Here is a 21,476-nt window from a genome sequence, read left to right on the forward strand (position 1 = left end):
TTTTGCTTATTGATTGATGAATGAATAAATATTGATTACGGATTGGTTTACCTGCTGAATACTTTTCAAGTAATTCAACTGAATATCGGTGGCGGTTTGCAAGGCAAAAAGATATTCTACATAACCAATATCTCCAGTTCTGTAACCCAATTGTGCGGCTGATACAATTTCTTTGGCATTAGGCAATGCTTCTTTTTCAAAATAATTGTACTGCTGTATATCTTGCTGGTATTGTTGCAAGGCATTTTGCATTTGCGTAGCCAATGTTTTTTGTTGCTGTTGTGCGTTGGCTTCGGCAGCTTGTTTTCTATAATCCAAAGATTTTACCCTTGCTTTGGTAGCACCATAAGTAATGGGAATTGCAATACCAATATTTACAGAATTAAAGCGGTTTCCACCATTGAAAAATTTCTCTGCTCCGTTTACATTTTGAAAACCAATTAAAGACTGATTGACGTAACCAATGGTAAAATCGGGTAAGCCTTGCGAACGTTCTACCTTTTTGGTTTGCTCTGCAATAACGGCATCTTGATACAAAGATTGAATGGCAGGATGATTGGCTACAGCTTCATCACCCAACAAATTAGAAATTTGCAAAGGCAGAAAATTTCCGTTTTCTGCGATGGCAAAATCGTCTTTTGTGTTCATCAATGTTTTTAGATTGGCAACTGCATTGCTTAGGAATACTCCGTTTTGTTTCAGCAATAAATTGATTTCGCCTTTCTTGGCTTCCGCTGTGCTGATGTCCACTTTTTTGGTGTCGCCAGTTTTGTATCGAAGCTGTGCTATTTTGATAAAATCATTGTACAAACTATCCAATTGTTGCAATTGTTTTTGATTGTGTTGCAAATACAAAATTTGATAATAATAAGTACGCACCTGATTTTTCAACTCCAATACCGAAAGGTTTTTCTGCAATTCTTTGCCTTTTATCTCAGCGTTAATCAATTGTTTTTTTGCTCCGAATAACGATGGAAACGGAATGGTTTGCGACACTTGAAAAGACTGATCGAACTTGGTACTGTTGTACTGTCCCAACTGTGCATTAAAATCTAGTTTGGGTAATTCTCCGGCAGTTTTTTTCAAAGCTTTGCTGGCATCAATTTCTAAATCTGAAGCTTTAATGGTTTGATTATTTTGAAGTGCAATATTTATCGCATCATCTACGCTTGATAAATTATTGGTTTGTGCATTTGCTGTAAAGCCTACCAATGATAGGAGCAATACAATTATAGTTGCAATGGGTTTCACTTTTGGTTTTCTTTTTAAATTAATTTTTGAATTGAAAATGATGTATAATAAAGGCAGAACAAACAACGTAAGGAATGTTGCTGTAATTAATCCGCCAATAACTACGGTTGCTAAAGGTTTTTGAACTTCTGCACCTGCACTGCTACTCAATGCCATTGGTAAAAATCCTAAACTGGCTACGGTTGCCGTCATTAATACTGGTCGAAGACGAATTTTAGTTCCTTCTATTACTCTTTTGAAAACATCTTTTATTCCTTCTTTTTCCAATTGGTTGAAAGTGCCTATCAGTACAATTCCGTTGAGAACTGCCACACCAAATAAAGCGATAAAACCAATCCCTGCACTGATGCTGAAAGGCATACCACGAAGCATTAAAGCTAATACGCCACCAATGGCACTCATTGGGATTGCGGTAAATATTAAGCCCGCTTGTTTGAAAGAACGGAAGGTAAAATAGAGCAACACAAAAATCAATAATAAAGAAACCGGAACGGCTATCATTAATCTATTGCTGGCTTCCCGAAGGTTTTCAAATTGTCCACCATACGTGAAATAATAACCCGGCGGTAATTTTACCTGTGCATTTAATTTTTGCTGAATTTCTTCTACCACACTTTGTACATCTCTGCCATCTACATTAAAACCAATAACAATTCTACGTTTTCCTGCTTCACGACTTATCTGTGCGGGTCCTAATTTATAATCAATAGTGGCTACTTGTGAAAGCGGAATTTGATTGCCTGTAGAAGTTGGTATCATCAGATTATTTACATCTTCTATACTGCTACGGTAAACACTATCCAGCCGAACTACCAATTCAAATCTTCTTTCGTTTTCAAAAACTACACCTGCACTTTTTCCTGCAAATGCAGTGCTTACTACATTATTTACATCTTCTACCGTTATTCCGTAATTGGCTAAACGAGTGCGGTCGTATTCTACATTTATTTGTGGCAAACCGCTTACACGTTCGACTTGTGGCGCAGTTGCACCTTGTACAGTTTGAATTACTTTGCTAACCTTATCGGCATTCAAAGCCAATGTGTCTAAGTTTTCGCCAAATATTTTTACTGCAACATCTTGTCTAATACCCGTCATCAACTCATTGAAACGCATTTGTATCGGTTGGTTTTTCTCAAAAAACACTCCAGGTATTGCTTCCAGTTTTTCATTAATGGCATCAGCCAATTCATCATAAGTTCTACCGCTTTTCCATTCACTTTGAGGTTTTAGCAATATCATCATATCGGTTGCTTCGGGTGGCATTGGGTCGGTTGGTACTTCTGCCGCTCCGGTTTTGCCTACTACCATTTTCACTTCATCAAATTCTTTAATAATTCTTGAAGCTTGCATAGAGGTTTCGATACTCTGGCTTAATGAACTTCCTTGTGGTAAAATACAGTGAAAGGCAAAATCTCCTTCCTGCAATTGTGGTATAAATTCGCCGCCCATTCTTCCAAATAAAAATAAGGTAAAGACAAAAATGGCAACGGTAATTCCCACTAACCAATATTTTATTTTGATGGCTTTTTCTAATAATGGCTGATACATTTTTTGTAGCCAATGCATCATCTTATCCGAAATGGTTTCTTTGAGCATCGGCTTTTTAGACAAAAACAAAGCACACATCATCGGAATGTAGGTTAACGATAAAATCAATGCACCAAAAATGGCAAAACCAACTGTTTGTGCCATCGGACGGAACATTTTTCCTTCAACACCCACCAAAGTCAAAATAGGAATGTAAACAATTAAGATAATGATTTCGCCAAATGCAGCACTGCTACGGATTTTGGAAGCAGAGGTAAATACTTCATTATCCATTTCTTGTTGTGTAAGCCTTTGTGTAGATTTCCTTAAACCTAAATGATGCAATGTGGCTTCTACAATAATTACCGCACCATCTACAATTAATCCAAAATCTATGGCTCCCAAACTCATCAAATTGGCACTCACACCAAAGACATTCATTAGGGCTAAAGCAAACAACATCGCCAAAGGGATGGCGGAAGCTACAATCAATCCCGCTCTGAAATTTCCTAAGAAAATAACCAATACAAAGATGACAATCAGTGCACCTTCTATCAGGTTTTTCTGTACGGTACTCATTGCTCTGCCTACCAAATCGGTACGGTCTAAATAAGGTTCAATAATAATATCATCGGGTAAAGATTTTTGAATAATCGGCAATTTTTCTTTGATACGATTGACCACCTCATTACTGTTTTCGCCTTTCAACATCATCACTACACCGCCTACAGCATCCACTTCGCCATTGTAAGTCATTGCTCCGTATCGTACCGCACTCCCGAAACGTACATCTGCAACATCTTTTATAAAAATAGGAATACTGCCGCCATCATTTTTTACACTGATATTTTTTACATCATCCAATGAAGTAACCAAACCAATTCCTCGAATGAAATATGCATTTGGTTTTTTATCAATGTAAGCTCCTCCGGTATTTTGATTGTTTTTTTCTAATGCGGTAAAAATATCGGTAACGCTTATGCCCATTGCTTTTAAGCGGTTGGGATTTACAGCAACTTCATATTGTTTCAGTTCGCCACCAAAACTATTTACTTCGGCAATTCCGGGTGTGCCGTACAATTGTCTTGCTACAATCCAATCCTGCATTGTTCGCAGTTCTTTGGCATCATATTTTTTCTCACTTCCTTTTTTTGGATGGATGATGTATTGGTATACTTCGCCCAAACCTGTACTCACAGGAGCCAATTCTGGTGTACCAATTCCTTTGGGTATTTTTTCTTCGGCTTCTTTTAATTTTTCATTAATGAGTTGCCGGGCAAAATAAATATCTACTTTGTCTTTAAATACAACTGTAATTACCGACAAACCAAATCTTGAAATACTTCTTGTTTCTTCCAAATCTGGAATATTGGCAATGCTTTGCTCAATAGGAAAAGTAACTAATTGTTCTACTTCTTGCCCTGCCAATGTGGGACAAACTGTAATTATTTGCACCTGATTATTGGTAATATCGGGTACGGCATCAATGGGTAGTTTTGTGGCACTCCACACGCCCCAAATGATGAGCAACAAGGTCATTATACCAACGACAAGCTTGTTTTTGATACTGAATTTTATAATATTATCTAACACGTCTATCTGTTTAAATTTTTGATAAATAAATTCCGACTTCTTTTACTAAGAAGCCTACAGATAATCAAATAGCTATTGAATGAAGGTTGTAACGCCAGTAATTATCACTATAAAAAAACATTTATAGCAAAGACATAATGTAAGCACGAGCGTGCAAACAGAGCCGTAAACCTAACAAAAGGAATACGAAAAACTGAGGCTTATAGCAAAGCATCAATAGCATTAAGAAAATCTGAAAAAATTAAACAATAAACTTGGGTGGTTGCCAGATATTTCCGTAGTAGTTGGAAATTATAGTATAATCACGAAGTGTGATTTTTTTTGTAACGAAGGCAACGTTTGGCTGCTTTATTTCAAAAGGTTTGAAATGGTAAGAAGCAATACTTACACTGCAACAATTGCAAGTGCAAAAAGGACTGCAATTATCATCGCTATCTTGGTTATGGTCGTGAGATTGGGCGGTTTCAATTTTTGGAACAGTATCTTCACACTGATTACTCGCATCGCTGCAAGGCAACGAAGAAAGTACCATCAGGTAAAAAGTCCATATTGTGATTATCCATCTCATTATGTTGCAAATATAGAAAAATAATCTTTGCAATCGGATTGCAAAGTTTTATTGAGTATTAATTGCATCTGTCGCACCGTCCTTTCAGTACCAAATTGATGCCTTCTAATTTAAAATTTTGAGGAATATTGATTTTGGGGATTTCTGCATCTGTAAGGCAAAAAGTTCGTTTACAATGTGAGCAATGAAAATGCGTATGTTGTTCTGAAGGATTGCAACTGCATCCCGATTGGCAAAGTGCGTATTTCACAACACCCGTTCCGTCGTCGATGGTATGGATAAGCTTATGTTCCAAAAAAGTTTTTAAAGTTCTAAACAAAGTGACATTATCGGCATTTTCAAACTGTTCTGCTAACTCTTTATGACTGATAGCATATTGTTGTTTCAGCAATTTTTCTACCACCAATAAACGCATTGCTGTGGGTTTTATATTTCTTTGCTGTAAAATATTTTCTTCATTTTTCATAAAGGCTAATTTATGTATTTATCTACTGCATTATCTAATTCCTCACTTACAATTTTGGCATACACCTGTGTTTGTTGGATGGAAGAATGGTCGAGTAATTTGCTCACATATTCAATCCGCATTCCGTTGCTCAAAGCATTGGTAGCAAAGGTATGACGGCTTAAATGGAAATGCAGGTTGAAAGGCAATTTCAAATCTTCTCCCATTTTCTTCAGATGCACATCGCCCAAACGGATTTTGGAACGGATGCGTGTACTCTTGTGTACTTCATCTGCAAATATCTTTTCCGGATGCTCCAAAACAGGAAATATAAAAGCTTCAGGGTCTATGGTTTTCGGTTTGTATTTGTTGAGAATGACAATCGATTTCGCACCTAATCTGAAACTGTGTTGTTTCTGTGTTTTCTGAATAACCTTGGTAATTTTTTGGGTTTCTTCATCATAACATTTCCACTGCAACAGCATCACATCGCTGATGCGCAAACCGCCACCAAAGGCACTGAACAAAAACATATCCCGATGCACCTGGGCTTTTGGTCTTTGGCTCAAATCTAAATTTTCTAATTCTTCAATCTGCTTTTTGTTGAGGTACTGACGTTCTACCTTGCTTTTCGAAATATTGACTTTATAGAAAGGAGAGGGTGCCATTTCAATCAATTCTTCTTCCATTGCATCGTTGTAAAAGAAACTCAAAATTCTGATTGAGCTGAAAATAGTGGTGTTGCCATTTTTCAATTTCTTTTTGCAGTAGGTTGCATAATCGTTCAAAATACCCACATTGATATCCGAGAAATAAAACTCCCGATGTCCTAAGAATTTTTGAAACTTATTGATGTAAACGCCATAAATAACGGTTGTACGATAAGAAACAATGCCTTTCAACACTTCCAATCTCTTTTCGCAATACTCGAAGAAATTAGGGTCCGTTTTGCCTTTAATGGCTTCTTTAAGCTTGCGTGCCGAAACTGATTTTTTGGTGCGTTCGTGGTCGGCTACTTGTGCTTGTGCATCGGCTACCTTTTGCGAAAGGAAAGCATTCATTCTGGCACTGTTGGTGTAATTCTTTTTAAGCCTTTGTTTTTCATCATCCCATTCGGTCGCTTTCGCTTTAACGCCAGTTGCTACAAATTTGGCTTTGCGGTCTTTGATTAACCGAATGTAAATAGGGCTTTGACCTGTGGCGTCTTCCTGCTGTGTACGCAGTATTAATTTAATTGAAGCCATAATAAAGAAGTATTAGATTGTTGTACTTACTAAACTCAACGAATGCAATCTGATGAAACCATTGATTTACTGTATGTTTCAAAGTAATGCAACCGAGTACTAAGGTACAACTTTTAGTACAACAAACCAAGTATTTCCTTGCTTTTTTATGCTTTAATCTGCATTAGTTTGTTTTATAACTATCTGATTAATAGTGTAATTAGGTGCAAATTGGATTTTTGAATTTGATTGTTCGTATAACTCTCAAATATACGCAAGTTCACTAAATTTAAAAACTGGTTATGTGAAAAAACCTGGTTTGCAGCCCGGCGTGAACGGAGCTCTTTTTTGTTATTGCGATCGATCGCTTTCAAGGGGTTGCTTCACTTTGTTTGCAATAACAAAAAAAGCGGGAGTGGACGACGGAAATGTCTGCCATAAAAATTAATAAATAGATTTTCTGCGTAGTCTAATTGCTGCCCAAATAAAAAGAACTTCAGCATGATACTGAAGTTCTTTATGAAATATTTTAGAAAATTTTAAATGTGAATCACTTCGCCATAAGCGGCGGCAACTGCTTCCATCACAGCTTCCGAAATGGTTGGATGTGGGTGAATGGATTTTAAAACTTCGTGTCCGGTTGTTTCTAATTTACGCGCTACAACTGCTTCTGCAATCATATCGGTAACGCCGTCTCCGACCATGTGACAACCCAACCATTCTCCGTATTTTGCATCGAAAATTACTTTGATGAAACCATCAGTATCACCGTTTGCAGTTGCTTTTCCGGAGGCCGAGAACGGGAACTTCCCTACTTTCAATTCGTAGCCTTTTTCTTTTGCCTGCTTTTCCGTTAAACCAACCGAAGCCACTTCTGGATGACAATACGTACATCCCGGAATATTGCCATAATCGATTTTTTCTACGTGAAGACCTTTGATTTTTTCCACACACGTAATTCCTTCCGCGGAAGCAACGTGCGCTAAAGCTTGAGTGGCCAAAATATCCCCAATTGCGTAATAGCCAGGAACGGAAGTTTCGTACCATTCGTTCACCAAAACTTTTCCTTTATCGGTTTGAATTCCTACTTCTTCGAAACCTTGACCTTCAATATTGGACGCGATTCCAACAGCAGATAATAAAATATCAGCTTCTAAAGTGATGTTTCCGGTAGCGGTTTTCACGGTTGCTTTTACACCATTTCCAGAGGTATCCACAGATTCTACGGAAGCATTGGTCATGATTTCAATTCCCGATTTTTTCAGAGATTTTTCTACGTGTTTAGAAGCATCTTCATCTTCTAAAGGTAAAATATTTGGTAAAAACTCTACCACCGTCACTTTGGTTCCCATGGTGTTATAGAAATCAGCAAACTCAATTCCGATCGCACCTGAACCAACAACGATCATTGATTTTGGTTGTTCAGGAAGAGTCAATGCTTGTCTGTATCCAATTACTTTCACCCCATCTTGAGGAAGATTTGGCAATTCTCTGGAACGAGCGCCAGTTGCGATGATGATGTTTTCTGCGGAATATTCTGTTGCTTTTCCGTCTTTGTCAACAACGGAAACTTTTTTGCCTTTTTGAATTTTAGCAGTTCCCATAATGACATCGATCTTGTTTTTCTTCATCAGGAAAGCGATTCCACCACTCATTTTAGCGGCTACACCTCTACTTCTCTGGATCACTTTAGAAAAATCGAAACCCGGATTTTCTACTTTATTGAGACCGTAATCTTCGGCTTTTTGTAAATATTTAAAAACGTGGGCAGATTTCAGCAAAGCTTTTGTGGGAATACAACCCCAGTTTAAGCAAATACCACCCAAACTTTCTTTTTCGATGATGGCCGTTTTGAAACCTAACTGTGCGGCTCTGATTGCCGTAACGTAACCACCAGGACCACTTCCGATGACAATAATATCGTAGTTCATTATTTAAAAATTTGATGCGAATTTACGGAAATTTTTATAATTTTTTTACTTTTCAATGAGGGCTCTTTTTATTTGGTTGGTATTTTTAAAATATTCACGAAAGTGCAGCTTCTTCTTTTTAAGTGTCTATTTTTCACAACAATTGGACACGAATCGTATTATTTTGATGAAATTTTTAATGATTTGAAATCCAACATTTATTTTTTGTCGTAAATGATAACTAACAATAAAAATTAAACATTATGAAAAATTTATTTACATTGAGCATAGCGCTTATCGGATTTGTCTCGACCATTTCGTGTGAAGATGATTACAATGCTCCAATGACCACTATGGAAGAACAAGTAACGGTTGGTCCAGATCAACTTGCTTACGGCTTAACAGAAACGAATGAATTGGTTGCTTTTAATGCAAAAAGCCCTGCAATTTTTACCACGAAAGTTGCGGTAAGTGGGTTGGGTTCAGGGGAAAAATTAATGAGTATTGATTTCAGACCTGCAACGGGCGAATTATACGCGGTATCCAATGCAAATAAATTCTATATTATAAATACCATGACTGCTGTTGCAAGAGTTGTGGGAACTTCATTTACACCGGCAATTTCTGGCGCTGTTGCCTCGATAGATTTTAATCCAACCGTAGATCGAATTCGATTGGTTACAGATATGGGGCAAAATCTTCGTCTCAATCCAGAAACTGGTGCAGTTGCGGCAACCGATACCAGTATCGCAACCACTTCATCAATAACAGGAGTTGCTTATACCAACAGTAAATCTGGCGCTACATCAACCATTTTATATGATATTGATGCAACTTCCGGGAAATTATTCAAACAAGATCCGCCAAATAACGGAACTTTAGTAGAAGTTGGAAGTTTAGGAATTACATTTTCGGGTCAAGCGGCTTTCGATATTAATCCTGATAACAGTGTAGCTTTGCTTTCTGCTACTTCCGGAACAAAAAACACGCTCTACAATGTGAATCTCACCACCGGAAAAGCAACTAATATTGGAGCTTTCCCTCAAAAAATAATTGATTTGGCAATTCCAACTGAAGCGGTTGCTTATGCAGTTGACAATTCGAATGCGCTACAAATATTTAATCCAAATAATCCAATGCCGGTTTCTAAACCCATCACAGGTTTACAAGCGGGAGAAAATATTTTAGGAGTCGATTTTAGACCATTAAATGGACAATTATATGCACTTGGAAGCAGCAGCAGAATTTATACCTTAAATTTAGGAACAGGAGCTGCAACAGCTGTAGGAGCACCATTCCCAACACTTTTAAACGGCACTGATTTCGGGTTTGATTTTAATCCGACCGTAGATCGAATCCGAGTGGTAAGTAATACTGGACAAAATCTTCGATTAAATCCAATTGATGGAACAATCTCTGCAACGGATGGAATGATCAATCCTGGAACACCAACTCTAAGTGGTGCAGCTTATACCAACAGTTTTGCAGGAGCAACTACTACCGAATTATTTGTTGTAGATCACGCTACCGATAAATTATACCTACAAAGTCCACCAAACAATGGAACTTTGGTTGAAAGAGGTTCTTTAGGAATCGACATTTCGAATTCAAACGGTTTTGACATCGGAAGTACAAGCAATAAAGCGTATTTGTTGGCAACTGTTGCAGGAGTTACAAAAATTTATTTGGTGAATACCACAAATGGATCCACCACCGCTGTTTCTACTTTCCCGAATACAACAAGAGGTTTCTCTGTTGGTTTAGGATTCTAAAAATAATTAAGTTAGTTTATTCAATAGTAAAGCCGTCTCTTTCCGAGGCGGCTTTTTCTATAAATTTAAAACAGTGATTGCAATTGATATCATTTAAATTTCATTGCATTGAATTTTTAATTAAATCAGACCATTAAAAAAAACGTCAAAATTATTAGACAAAAAAAATTTCAGGAGTATGAAAAAAAGCCAGCGCAAACATTTTATGAAGCAATTGCTTACGAAATGGTACCGCTTTTAATCGCATTTATTTCAATCAAAATGATTTGTTTTATTCTCTCTCGCAACTGTACTTTTGGTTCCAAAGCAATGCTCCATAACTCATTCTCGGAAAAGGTACCTGGATAATATTGTTTGATGCAGAAAATCAGCATTTCGCGGTCGTTCTCAACCAAAGCATCGAGCAATTGCTGAAGTTGATCTTTCTTTGCAACCATAATAAGTAAATAAAATTAATTCTGTAAAAATACAAAATCAGAACTTCAAAATCTTACGGGAAACCGTAAATAGGCTATTTTACCAATTTTTATTCGTTTTTTTTTTCTACTTTTTTAATCGATAGTTTTGCTATGATTATTGTAAAAAGAGGTTTCTCTTTTCGTTTAGGTTTCTAAAGATAATTAAGGCAGTTTATTTAATAGAAAAGTCGTCTCTTTTTGAGGCGGCTTTTCCTTATTCTTTATTCTTTGTTCTCTGTTTAGATTTATAAATAAAGATTGATTGGAACTTTTTAAAAATCTTATTTTTTAGCTAACCAATTTTGAAGTTGTGTAATTTCCAGACTTTGTTCACGAACAATATCTTCACTTAATTGGAGCAATTCTTTTTCTTGTCCATATTTCAAATAAACTTTTGCCATATCTACAGCACTTTGATGATGCGGAATCATCTGCGCTGCAAAATTGTGATCAATATCTTCATAAACTTTAATTTCTTTATTCATCATTGCGCCCATTGATTGATTAAGCGCAAGCTGAAATTGTTCACGATCTGGAGAAAGTTCAGTTTTATTTTGAAATTTCTTCATCAGTTCGATTTCTTTGTTTTGCGCGGCGATTACGTTTTGTGCAAATGCATTCAATTCGGAATCTTTTTCTTTGTTTAAAAGCAATTCCGACATTTTTACGGCTCCAATGTGATGCTCAATCATCATCTTAGAAAAATCGGCGTCATTATTTCCAATGGATTTTGGAGCGTGCATTTTATCCATCATCTCGTCCATTAAAACCGCCATATCGTTTTTGACTTCTGAGGTTTTTTGGTGGTGATCAGAAGTTTCTGCAGCCGTTTTTTCTGATTTTTGACAAGACAAAAAAAGCAAAGTGAAACTTGTGAGAAGAATTAATTTTTTCATTTTAAATAATTTGTCTTGAGTCAAGCAAAAAGAATGCTTAAAAAAATTCTGACCTTATTTTCTCAAAATTAAATACCGACGATGAATTTCAAAGACCATGATTACATCTAAAAAAAAATACATTAATGAAATATCTCGATTGCTATCTAAAAATAAAAACGGAAGTAGCAAAAGAGAACCTGCCAAAAAAACGGTCATCAAATTTCCTAAATAGTTTAAGAAATTATTTTTTAAAATGAAAAGTTGATAAATGATTTGACCGACCAAAAGCAGGGCAATTCCGTATTCTATTATTTGAAAATTACGATCCAAAGGAGAAATCTTTAAAAAGAAACTTTTAAAAACGATGGTAGAAAAAGACAAAGCAAAGAAAATATACAGCAAGCGATATTTTAGATTGAAACTTGGTACACAAGATTTTTCAGTCATCAATTCCGAAGATGGCACGATGACTTTTCGATTGTAGGAAATGAAGGAATAGCATTTTTTGAAGAACCAGTAGAGCGGTTTTAGCCTTCCTATTTTTTCTAAAGAGGGAAAAGAATTTCCGATAATAACCAACAAACTGTCTAAACCATAACGTACTTCCCCACTATTTTGGTTGATCAAAGCGATTTCATTTTTGGCGCGTTCATAATCGATGATCAATTCATTTTTCGCAGACATTTCGGAGAAATTTTCCCGGCCGTCATTTTCAAGCATTCCACATTTGATAAATGTACCTGAATAAAGCGTACACATCGGACAATCTTTGTCGTAAATAAGCGTGTGATTTTGCAGCGTTTTCATGATTTTGGTTTTTAAAATTTTAAGAAATCGGCTCTGGTTCTTTTGCTGGTTTTGAAGTAGAAGAACATCCAAATCTGTAAGAATATTGTTTTCATTTTTATTTAATTTATTGAAGTTTCAGTAATTATTGAAAGTTATTAAGAAATAAAAAAGGAATTTCTTCCCTTTTTCTTATTTTAATAGATTGGTGATTTTTCCGACTAACCAATGGTCATCGCTCTTGATCGCCAAATCCATGATGTTATTAATTTTATTGGTAACGTTTCCGAAATCATCCATAAGTTTGATGAACTCTTTTGCCTCTTCGGAATCGTTGTCATCAATTTCTTTGAGTTCTTCTAAAAACGCGACAATCGGCTCGATTTCTCTTTTTCTGCGTTCTTTTGTAATTTGTTTAAAGAGGAACCAAACATCTTTGTCTGCAAGGAAATACTCTTTTCGGTCCCCTTTTACCAGTTCTTTTTTTACAATTCCCCAATCCATCAAAGCGCGAAGATTGGTATTTGCATTTCCGCGCGAAATTTGCAACTCTTCCATGACTTCATCGGTAGAAAGTGCTTTTCCGCTGGCTAAAAGTAACGCATGAACTTGCGCCATTGTCCGGTTAATTCCCCAATTGGTGGCAAAAGTTCCCCAGGTTTGGATGTATTTTTCTTTGGCTTCTTCGAGTTTCATTGTTGGATGATTTCTATCGTAAAGGTAGTAAAATTTATTGAAGTTTCAGTAATTATTGAAAGTTTGTTGTAGAAAAAAACAGATTTCTACATCTGTTTAAAAAAAGATACAAAACTTACTGTTTTATATAAAATTGAAATTAAAGGCAATTAAAACTTATAACAAGTCATATTAAACTTTTTCACCAATTATTCGAATTGCTTTAAAACGTAAATCTGAATTTCAATCCACCTCCAGCTCCAGAAAAAACTATAAGAATTTGTGTTTTTTGATTGGCGTTTTTGAACTCTGGAGCTTTGGTGTTTGATTTTATTTTTAATTCATCAAATGTAAAACACCAAAACAGGACTTCCTTACGGGAACCCGTAAAATGAAAAGATTTTTAGATAAAAATTGAATTTTGTTGTAAGAACGAAATAAGTAGAAGTGGTGAGAAAATATTTTTACAATACTCCCAGATCTTTGCTGATCGCAATTAAGTGCTCATTGTTTCTGGCAGAAAAAGTTTCCTTGAGCTGATTCAGCGTTTTTTCTATCGAACTTAAACTGTTGGGTTTTAGATCTCTGGATTTCAAAACTTCGGTCATTTCTTTTTGTAAAATGCCTTCTGACAGTAATTGTAAAATAGAAAATTCTAAGGCGGTTAACTCTATGGTATCCGTTTTTCTAAGATTTATGAGGTTTTCTGAAGAAATGTACTTTCTATTATCAAATATAGTGTTGATCGCTGTTTTTAGATTTTTTACATCCATTCTGCCTTTACTTACAAAACCATTGATCTCTAAATCATTAAATAATTCTTTAATAATTTGTGGACGTTTTTCTCCCGAAAAAACCAAAATTTTCAGATCTGGTTGTAATCTCCGAGCTTCAATGATGAGTTCCTTGCCTGTGTTGAGATTTTGTTTTGAAAAATCTTCTTCAAATGAAAGATCGGTGATCAGCAAATCAAATGGACTTTGATCATCTATGCTTTCTTTTAGCAAAGCGACGGCTTCATCACAATAATGGACAAAACTTTTTTCTGCTATATTTAAGTCAGTTAGTGATTTTTGAACTGAAATGCTTGCACTTTCGAAATCTTCGGCAGCGAGAACTTTTTGAAACATCTATCCTTTTTTTAAGGGAAAAGAAATAAATACATTGGCTCCTTTCCCAGTTGTTTCGCCAAAAGTAAGATTTCCTTTTTGAGAAAAAATACGGGTTTCCACATTTTGAAGCCCATTTTTTTTCTCAATGTTATTTGTAAAACCAATTCCATCATCGGAATACGCTATTTGGAGGCGGTTTGCAACAATTTCAAACTTTAAAATAATTTTTTTCGCCTCGCTGTGTTTTTTTGTATTAACCAGCAATTCCTGCAATATCAGTTTAATATCAGTTTTTAAATCTTGGGGGATTTTAGACCATAAAATCTCTTCATTTCCAATGATAATTGTTTTTAAAGTTTCCGAAGAAAAAGATTTTGTCAAATTTGCAATCTGCATTTTAAAATCGGAGTCTGCATTTCCAGTCAAATCCTCGTAGGAAATATCGCGGGATTTTTCGTAGACAATTTCCAGTTTATCGAGCAGACCTTCTTTGTCGATTTCTGAAGTGTTTTCAATTTCCGACATGACCTGATAAATTCCATTTGAAACCACATCATGTACTTTTTTTGAATATTTTAATGCCGTATTTTTTACCTCAAATATTTTTTCCTGTTTTAAGCGTTCTTTCCTTTTTCGATTCCAAAAAACGGCGAATATAAATGCCAAAAAAACGGCTCCCAAAGCAATATTTCTTTGTAAGATCTGATAACGGTTTTCGATATTCTTCGCTTCGGCTTTTAACAAATCGACCCTGTTTTTTTCTGAGTCGTACCGGATCAAAGCAAACTGATTTTTGGCTTTATTCCGCACATTTGTTAAACTGTCCTCAAGATTCACATAAATCTTATAATATTTTTTGGAATGAACAGGGTTTTCTAAATCAACTAATTTTTGCAAAGCTTCCAACTGATCATCAGGACTTTTTATTTTTTTGGAAATTTCATACATTCGGTGTGCATGAAACAAAGATTTTTCTATGCTTTTATCTGCAAAATAATCGGAGAGGTGCGAGTGACTTGCGTTTTGTCCCCACAGATCTTCAGCTTTTTCACGAATTTTTAATGCTGCATTCATGTCCATTTCTGCATCATAGTTTTTATTCTGGAGAAATTTCACAAACGCAAGATTATCCACAATTCTGGCATATCCTTTTTGATCTTTTACGGGATCGATATTTTTAAAAACATCTTTAAAAATCTGAAGTGAAGCACTATAATTTTCTAAAAATTTATAGCAGATTGCTTTATTATTTAGACAGGTATTGATTTCTGACTGAGAAGTTGCAAAAGCGATTGCATTGTCATAAAATAAAACAGCATTTTTATAATCTCCAAGATTTCTGGATGTAATTCCTAAATTGTTATAATTGGAATAAAGGATGGGATACAATTTTTCTTCCTTTTTGTTTAAATACTTAATTGCTCCTAAAGATGTTTCTTGACTGCCATAATAATCACCTGCTTCACTCTGTAGAATGGCCATATTCACCATACTGTTTCCAATTCTGGCAGAATCCTTATTTTGCGAAAAAGTATTTTGTGCAAGATTAAAATAAATAAAAGCACTGTCTTTTTCACCTGTAGATAAAAAATCGTAAGCTTTATCGTAAAATTTATTTTCGGTTTTCGCAGGTTCTATGATTTCCTTTTTGCAGGAAACGAGGAAAAAAAGGATGAGGAGGAGATAGATTTTCAGTTTCAAGTTTTACAAGTTTACCCCAAATTTAGGCAAAAAAAATAGCGAAACATTTATTTTCGCTATCAATATTAAAACTAATTTTATTATTAATAAAAATAATTAAATTCTAATAAATTTTCGGGAATTTCTCTGGATTTGATTCTGTAAATAAACCATAAATCTTTTCTACCATATCATCAACACTTGGTTTGCTGAAATAATCACCATCACTTGCATAGGGCGCTCTGTGGTTTTCTGAGGAAATGGTTAGAGGATCGGAATCCAAATATCTAAAGGCTTTTTGTTTTTCTAAAATTTGCTGCAATATGAATGCAGTTGCGCCACCTTCTACATCTTCATCAATCACGACCAAACGATTGGTTTTCTTTACACTTTCAGAAATTTCATGGCTTAAATCGAAAGGAATTAAAGACTGAATATCAATAACTTCAGCGGAAATTCCGATTTTTTCTAATTCCTTCGCTGCTTCCATAACCAATCTCCAAGTGGAACCGTACGTTACTAAAGTGACATCTGTTCCTTCTTTCGTAACCTCAATTTTCCCTACAGGTACGGTGAATTCACCTAAATTATCAGGTTGTTTCTCTTTAAGTCGGTATCCGTTCAAACATTCAATAATTAAAGCCGGATCATCACTTTTTAACATCGTATTATAAAATCCTGCAGCTTTCGTCAAATTACGGGGAACCAAAACTAAAATCCCTTTGGATAAATTAAGAATTCCCGCCATTGGAGAACCGGAATGCCAAATTCCTTCTAATCTGTGACCTCGAGTTCTGATGATCAAAGGTGCTTTTTGACCCCCTTTTGTTCGGTATTGAACGGTCGCTAAATCGTCGCTCATTCCCTGCAAACAGTACAAAATATAATCCAAATACTGGATTTCTGCAATAGGGCGCAATCCGCGCATCGCCATTCCGATTCCTTGTCCCAGAATGGTCGCTTCCCGAATTCCGGTATCTGCAATTCTCAATTCACCATATTTTTCCTGAAGTCCTTCTAAACCCTGATTTACATCACCAATATTTCCAGCATCTTCCCCAAAAATTAAAGTTTCGGGATATTTCTCAAAAATTTTATCAAAATTATTTCGAACAACTACTCTACCATCCACGGTTAGTGAATTTTCTGAAAATACAGGTGCAATTTCCTGAACATTTGTTGCTTTCCATTCTGATTGGGAATATAAATGAGAAGAATAATTATCTTTCTCTACCGCGAAAATTTCTTCGAACTTCTGCTGAAGATTTTGTCTTTCTGAAGATGGATTTTTTCGAGTCAGCAATAATGATCTTCTTACCAACTGAAAAATGTCTTTTTTCGCTACCGAAATTACAGCTTTGTACTTTTCCATTTCTGGTCCAACTTCACTGTTTTTCGCTTGTAAAGTTTCTACCAAAGGAATTACAGAATCTTTTAATTCAGTAATCGTTTTTTGATAGTTTTCCCAGGCTTTTTTCTGGCCATTTTTTACATATTTTTTCGCTTCCTCTTCAATATTTTCAAGTTCTTCCAAGGTCGCTAATTGCTGCTCATCTCCTTCAATTTCAATGGAATAATTAAGAATCCATTGTTTAAATTGAACCAAACCATCAAACTCACCTTCCCATTTCAGGCGTTCTTCATTTTTATATCTTTCATGCGATCCTGAGGTTGAATGTCCTTGAGGTTGAGTAACTTCTATAACGTGAACAACAACAGGAACACTTTCTGTTCTGGCAAAATGTTCCGCCTTTGCAAAAGCATCTAAAAGTGCGGGATAATCCCAAGCTTTTACCTGAATAATTTCGCAACCTTGATTCTCACCTTCTTTTCTTTGAAATCCAGATAACATTTCTCCGATATCAGCTTTTGCTCGTTGATTTTGGGTAGGAACAGAAATTCCGTAACCATCATCCCAAATCGAGGTGATCATCGGAACCTGTAAAGCACAAGCTGCATTTAAAGTTTCCCAAAAATGTCCTTCTGCAGTCGAAGCATCGCCAATAGTTCCGAAAGCAACCTCATTTCCGTCGTTTGAAAATTTTTCCGATCCGTCGAATTTCACAGATTTGTAAACTTTCGAAGCTAAAGCTAGACCCAATAATCTTGGCATTTGTCCAGCTGTTGGAGAAATATCTGAGGAAATATTTTTTTGTTGCATTAAATTTTTCCAGGATCCGTCTTCATTCAAACTTCGGGTTGCATAATGACCGTTCATTTGTCTTCCGGCAGAAGCTGGTTCTCTTTCTACATTGGTATCTGCGTATAGTTGTGCGAAGAAACTTTCAACTGAAACAGCATCAATTGCTAATGCAAAAGTCTGATCACGATAATATCCTGAACGGAAGTCTCCATTTTTAAAAACTTTCGCCATTGCCAATTGTGGCAATTCCTTACCATCGCCAAAAATTCCAAATTTTGCTTTTCCGGTTAAAACTTCTCTCCTTCCTAGATAGGACATTTCCCGAGAAATCCTGCCTAATTTATAATCTTCTAAAATTTGATTTTTGAAGTCCTGAAAAGTAATTTGTTGAGTTTCAATGTATGTAGATTCCATAAAAGCTGAATTTTCACAAAGATAAATAAATGAATTGAATTCTAAAAATTAGAAAATAAATTTTTGAAAACAATTTATTTTTTTAGCCCAAAATTTATAAATTTCACAATACCAAAATTGATTAATAAAAAGGAGAATAAAAGAAAAAATGTAATTTCAATTGATGGTGAAAGACTTTGTAACCGAAAATTCTTTGTCAAAAGTTAGTTGATCATTTTAATGGCGGATAACTGTAAATAGTAAAGAAAAATAGGAAGCTGAAATTTTAAAATAGAGATCGATTCATTAATTTTGCATACTTTTTTGCACATCTCTTTTGTGGAGTATTTCAATTATTTTGTAGTTCAACTCCTTTTTTATTAAATTTAGAGTTGATAACAAACGATTCTTCCGCGAATAAATCCGCGGAAGAACCAACACAAATGATGAAAAAAAAAATTTATTTAACTTGAATTGTTATTTTTTTGGTGGTGGTACAATTTCACCATCAACAAGTGAAGCTGGATTATTACCTTGGTTTGTATTTAAGGTTGACACATTATCTTTATGCAATAGATTGTTAGAAGAATCTTGTACTCTTTTTAAAGTTGCTGTTTCTTCTGGTGATAATACATCGTCAGATTGTCTGCAAGAATGTAATGTAATTGTAGTTAATACTACTGCTGCGATAAGTGCTAATCTTTTCATACGTTTAATTTTTACAAATGTATTGCAGTGAGGTTATATGTAGCAAAAAAAGTAACCGTTACTTTATAAAAAATAACAAGTATATTGTAAATAATGTGCTGTTTTTTTTAAAAAAATACAGTAATATTGTAAAAATAAGTCCGAAATAAATCTTATATCCCTATAAATCATCTTATTAAGCTTTTATGAAGTTGAACTCTATTTTTTGTCTGATCATTCTATTTTTTTTAAATTTTAGTACAAATTATAATGCTCAATCACTCGTAAATGCAAATTTAACTAATGAACAGATTGAGAAAAAGATCGATGAGTACAATAATAAGGATCCAAAAAAGACTTGGGAGCTCATCAATTTCTATATTCAAAAGTCTAAAAAGGAAAAAAATAAAGAAGCCCTGTTTTATGCATACCGATATGCAAGTATTACCAAAACATATCCTTTAAATATAAAATATGCGGATAGTGCACTTATGACTTCAAAAGAATCTAAGGATAAAAAAATAGTATTAGACGCTTATCTTAATCGTGGCAATATTAATATGGCGGAAGAGTTTTATCAAAAAGCGCTTGATGATATTTTAGTCGCAAATAAACTATCCCAAGAATCTGGTAATGATTATGTTTTCAATAAAACTATTTATTACATCGCTCAAAATAAAATTTATCTGGGGCAATATGAAGATGCAAACAAAGAAATTTTAAATTGTTTGAAATTTTTTAAAGATAATTTACAAAGCAATACATCTTTAGGGAAAAATTATCAGATATATTACATTTATTCATTAATGAGTCTTATCGATTCAAATACCAAACTCGGTCACTTCGAACAAAATAAAATATTGTTAAAAGAGGCGTTTGAATATCTTAAAAAAAGTAAACTAAGTCAATATATTCCCTACTTTATATCATCTGAAGGTACCGATGCATATCATGCTAAAGATTATACTACTGCAATTTCCAAACTGTCAGAAGCAATTCGGTTGTATGATGATCAATGGGAACACAATACCGAAATTTTCTACTTAGGTCTTTCTTATTGGAATACGGGAAAACAGAAACTGGCAGTAAAATATCTAGAAGAAATCGACAAACACTATAATAAAACGAAAAAACTCGATCCTCAGTTCCGCTCGGCTTATGAAATCCTGATTAAATATTATCATTCAACAGGAGATACAAAAAAACAGCTGGAATATATTAACAAACTCATGTTCTTAGACAGATCTTATGAGAAAAATTACAAATACCTCTATTCTAGAATTGCTAAAGAGTACGATACCAAAAAGCTGATCTCGGAAAAAAACAGAATTGAAAACTCACTAGAAAATCAAAGAACCATTTTTATAAGCTTAGTTACGCTTATGATAATCACGTTCTTATTTTTTGGGTATCGCATTCAGAAAGAAAAGAAAAACTACAAAAAAAGGTTTGACGAAATTATCGCGCAACAAAATAATGCAGAAAAAGAATACGAAAAATTACTCGTAGAATCAGTTACTTATGAACATCAGCAAAAATTTGACTACGAGTTTTACAATAAAATTCCAGGTCTTAATCCTGTTTTTGTAGAAAATATTCTGAAAGAATTGGAAATATTTGAAAATGAAAATAAATTTCTTGATTCTCAGGTTTCGCAAAGATCCTTAAGTGAGAATTTGGGAACCAATTCTACTTATTTTTCGAAAATCATCAATACCTACAAAGGAAAAAACTTTGCCCTTTACATCAGCGATTTGCGATTAGATTTTATTATTGACCATCTGAAAAATGATGTGAAATATATCAATAAAGATGTAAAAGAACTCGCCTCCATCGCAGGATTCTCGAGTGCCGAAAATTTTTCGGATCATTTTCGCCGGAAATTTGATTTAAAACCTTCTGTTTTTATTAAGTTGATGAAAGATAAATTATAAGAGCGCATTCTTAACACCAATTTTTTAGAAAAAATTCCGAGAATACTGCTTTTACGATTTATTGAAAAAAAACCGAAACTTTTTTTATAAAAATTTCGTCCAAGTTATCATATAGATTTTTTTTCGCAAATCGATTTAATTTTGAGAATGAGCTGGAAGATCTAAATCTGTTTCCTTCAAAAATGCATCGATTATACGGAATGCCTTTTCTTCATCTTGAAGATTAACCATAAGTTTTATAGTATTTGCAGTGGGTGTAGTTGTGAAAGACATATACTTATCATTCAAAAAACTAGAAATATTTTGGGCATCTAATTTTGATTTTATCAACTGAATTTCTGAAGGTTTTTCGCTTTCAAACACTGATACTCTCGTTTCTCTTTCCATTATCTTATAAATTTTGAATTCTCAATATACACAGAAATAATTTATTTTCCA

At 34.6% G+C, this 21,476-nt stretch carries 16 protein-coding genes; 2 read left to right on the forward strand and 14 right to left on the reverse strand.

Annotation, left to right across the window (positions count from 1 at the left end):
- Positions 1 to 6 precede the first annotated feature (6 nt).
- The 5 genes from BW932_RS04900 to lpdA all read right to left on the reverse strand — a co-directional run bounded on the left by BW932_RS04900 (position 7) and on the right by lpdA (position 8,541).
- Positions 7 to 4,374, reverse strand: coding sequence for a CusA/CzcA family heavy metal efflux RND transporter (locus tag BW932_RS04900; RefSeq protein ID WP_076385943.1), 4,368 nt, complete (start codon positions 4,372 to 4,374; stop codon positions 7 to 9).
- 241 nt (positions 4,375 to 4,615) lie between these two features.
- Complete coding sequence (locus tag BW932_RS04905; protein WP_143745502.1) at positions 4,616 to 4,942, reverse strand: DUF6660 family protein; 327 nt, start codon at positions 4,940 to 4,942, stop codon at positions 4,616 to 4,618.
- Between the two features lie 58 nt (positions 4,943 to 5,000).
- The gene (locus tag BW932_RS04910; RefSeq protein WP_076385945.1) at positions 5,001 to 5,408 is read right to left on the reverse strand and encodes a Fur family transcriptional regulator; all 408 of its coding nucleotides are present in this window, start codon (positions 5,406 to 5,408) and stop codon (positions 5,001 to 5,003) included.
- 5 nt (positions 5,409 to 5,413) lie between these two features.
- Positions 5,414 to 6,631: a site-specific integrase gene (locus tag BW932_RS04915; RefSeq protein ID WP_076385947.1), complete on the reverse strand. Its 1,218-nt coding sequence runs from the start codon at positions 6,629 to 6,631 to the stop codon at positions 5,414 to 5,416.
- A 518-nt stretch (positions 6,632 to 7,149) separates the two neighbouring features.
- Positions 7,150 to 8,541 carry a dihydrolipoyl dehydrogenase gene (lpdA, locus tag BW932_RS04920; protein ID WP_076385949.1) on the reverse strand — a complete coding sequence of 464 codons (1,392 nt, stop codon included), beginning with the start codon at positions 8,539 to 8,541 and terminating at the stop codon, positions 7,150 to 7,152.
- A gap of 242 nt (positions 8,542 to 8,783) precedes the next feature.
- Here lpdA and BW932_RS04925 point away from each other — a divergent pair, with 242 nt between their 5' ends.
- Positions 8,784 to 10,292 (forward strand): DUF4394 domain-containing protein, encoded by a 1,509-nt coding sequence (locus BW932_RS04925; protein WP_076385951.1) that lies wholly within the window; start codon positions 8,784 to 8,786, stop codon positions 10,290 to 10,292.
- Positions 10,293 to 10,510: 218 nt separating this feature from the next.
- Here the strand turns inward: BW932_RS04925 and BW932_RS04930 are convergent, their stop codons facing one another.
- The 8 genes from BW932_RS04930 to BW932_RS04965 form a co-directional block, all read right to left on the reverse strand.
- The gene (locus BW932_RS04930) at positions 10,511 to 10,729 is read right to left on the reverse strand and encodes a hypothetical protein (protein ID WP_076385953.1); all 219 of its coding nucleotides are present in this window, start codon (positions 10,727 to 10,729) and stop codon (positions 10,511 to 10,513) included.
- A 302-nt stretch (positions 10,730 to 11,031) separates the two neighbouring features.
- Complete coding sequence (locus tag BW932_RS04935; protein ID WP_076385955.1) at positions 11,032 to 11,646, reverse strand: DUF305 domain-containing protein; 615 nt, start codon at positions 11,644 to 11,646, stop codon at positions 11,032 to 11,034.
- 54 nt (positions 11,647 to 11,700) lie between these two features.
- Positions 11,701 to 12,435: a thiol-disulfide oxidoreductase DCC family protein gene (locus tag BW932_RS04940; RefSeq protein WP_143745503.1), complete on the reverse strand. Its 735-nt coding sequence runs from the start codon at positions 12,433 to 12,435 to the stop codon at positions 11,701 to 11,703.
- A gap of 171 nt (positions 12,436 to 12,606) precedes the next feature.
- On the reverse strand, positions 12,607 to 13,110 hold the full coding sequence (locus BW932_RS04945; protein WP_076385960.1) for a GbsR/MarR family transcriptional regulator: 504 nt from the start codon (positions 13,108 to 13,110) through the stop codon (positions 12,607 to 12,609).
- A 443-nt stretch (positions 13,111 to 13,553) separates the two neighbouring features.
- Positions 13,554 to 14,219: a response regulator gene (locus BW932_RS04950; protein WP_076385962.1), complete on the reverse strand. Its 666-nt coding sequence runs from the start codon at positions 14,217 to 14,219 to the stop codon at positions 13,554 to 13,556.
- Positions 14,220 to 15,902 (reverse strand): tetratricopeptide repeat-containing sensor histidine kinase, encoded by a 1,683-nt coding sequence (locus tag BW932_RS04955; protein WP_084566443.1) that lies wholly within the window; start codon positions 15,900 to 15,902, stop codon positions 14,220 to 14,222.
- A gap of 103 nt (positions 15,903 to 16,005) precedes the next feature.
- Positions 16,006 to 18,438 (reverse strand): alpha-ketoacid dehydrogenase subunit alpha/beta, encoded by a 2,433-nt coding sequence (locus BW932_RS04960; RefSeq protein WP_076385964.1) that lies wholly within the window; start codon positions 18,436 to 18,438, stop codon positions 16,006 to 16,008.
- A gap of 456 nt (positions 18,439 to 18,894) precedes the next feature.
- Positions 18,895 to 19,125, reverse strand: a complete 231-nt coding sequence (locus BW932_RS04965; RefSeq protein ID WP_076385966.1) for a hypothetical protein — start codon at positions 19,123 to 19,125, stop codon at positions 18,895 to 18,897.
- A gap of 191 nt (positions 19,126 to 19,316) precedes the next feature.
- Here BW932_RS04965 and BW932_RS04970 point away from each other — a divergent pair, with 191 nt between their 5' ends.
- The gene (locus BW932_RS04970; protein WP_076385968.1) at positions 19,317 to 21,038 is read left to right on the forward strand and encodes a helix-turn-helix domain-containing protein; all 1,722 of its coding nucleotides are present in this window, start codon (positions 19,317 to 19,319) and stop codon (positions 21,036 to 21,038) included.
- Positions 21,039 to 21,173: 135 nt separating this feature from the next.
- Here BW932_RS04970 and BW932_RS04975 read toward each other — a convergent pair whose 3' ends face one another.
- The gene (locus BW932_RS04975; protein WP_076385970.1) at positions 21,174 to 21,425 is read right to left on the reverse strand and encodes a putative signal transducing protein; all 252 of its coding nucleotides are present in this window, start codon (positions 21,423 to 21,425) and stop codon (positions 21,174 to 21,176) included.
- Positions 21,426 to 21,476: the final 51 nt, after the last annotated feature.

Origin of the sequence: Kaistella chaponensis, from assembly GCF_900156725.1 — a bacterium.
GTDB classification, from domain to species: Bacteria; Bacteroidota; Bacteroidia; order Flavobacteriales; family Weeksellaceae; genus Kaistella; species Kaistella chaponensis.

Excerpts from the sequence above, each read along its gene's own strand:
- BW932_RS04905 (WP_143745502.1), bottom strand. The coding sequence starts at position 4,942 with ATGAGATGGATAATCACAATATGGACTTTTTACCTGATGGTACTTTCT.
- BW932_RS04910 (WP_076385945.1), bottom strand. The coding sequence starts at position 5,408 with ATGAAAAATGAAGAAAATATTTTACAGCAAAGAAATATAAAACCCACA.
- BW932_RS04915 (WP_076385947.1), bottom strand. The coding sequence starts at position 6,631 with ATGGCTTCAATTAAATTAATACTGCGTACACAGCAGGAAGACGCCACA.
- lpdA (WP_076385949.1), bottom strand. The coding sequence starts at position 8,541 with ATGAACTACGATATTATTGTCATCGGAAGTGGTCCTGGTGGTTACGTT.
- BW932_RS04925 (WP_076385951.1), top strand. The coding sequence starts at position 8,784 with ATGAAAAATTTATTTACATTGAGCATAGCGCTTATCGGATTTGTCTCG.
- BW932_RS04930 (WP_076385953.1), bottom strand. The coding sequence starts at position 10,729 with ATGGTTGCAAAGAAAGATCAACTTCAGCAATTGCTCGATGCTTTGGTT.
- BW932_RS04935 (WP_076385955.1), bottom strand. The coding sequence starts at position 11,646 with ATGAAAAAATTAATTCTTCTCACAAGTTTCACTTTGCTTTTTTTGTCT.
- BW932_RS04940 (WP_143745503.1), bottom strand. The coding sequence starts at position 12,435 with ATGAAAACGCTGCAAAATCACACGCTTATTTACGACAAAGATTGTCCG.
- BW932_RS04945 (WP_076385960.1), bottom strand. The coding sequence starts at position 13,110 with ATGAAACTCGAAGAAGCCAAAGAAAAATACATCCAAACCTGGGGAACT.
- BW932_RS04950 (WP_076385962.1), bottom strand. The coding sequence starts at position 14,219 with ATGTTTCAAAAAGTTCTCGCTGCCGAAGATTTCGAAAGTGCAAGCATT.
- BW932_RS04960 (WP_076385964.1), bottom strand. The coding sequence starts at position 18,438 with ATGGAATCTACATACATTGAAACTCAACAAATTACTTTTCAGGACTTC.
- BW932_RS04965 (WP_076385966.1), bottom strand. The coding sequence starts at position 19,125 with ATGAAAAGATTAGCACTTATCGCAGCAGTAGTATTAACTACAATTACA.
- BW932_RS04975 (WP_076385970.1), bottom strand. The coding sequence starts at position 21,425 with ATGGAAAGAGAAACGAGAGTATCAGTGTTTGAAAGCGAAAAACCTTCA.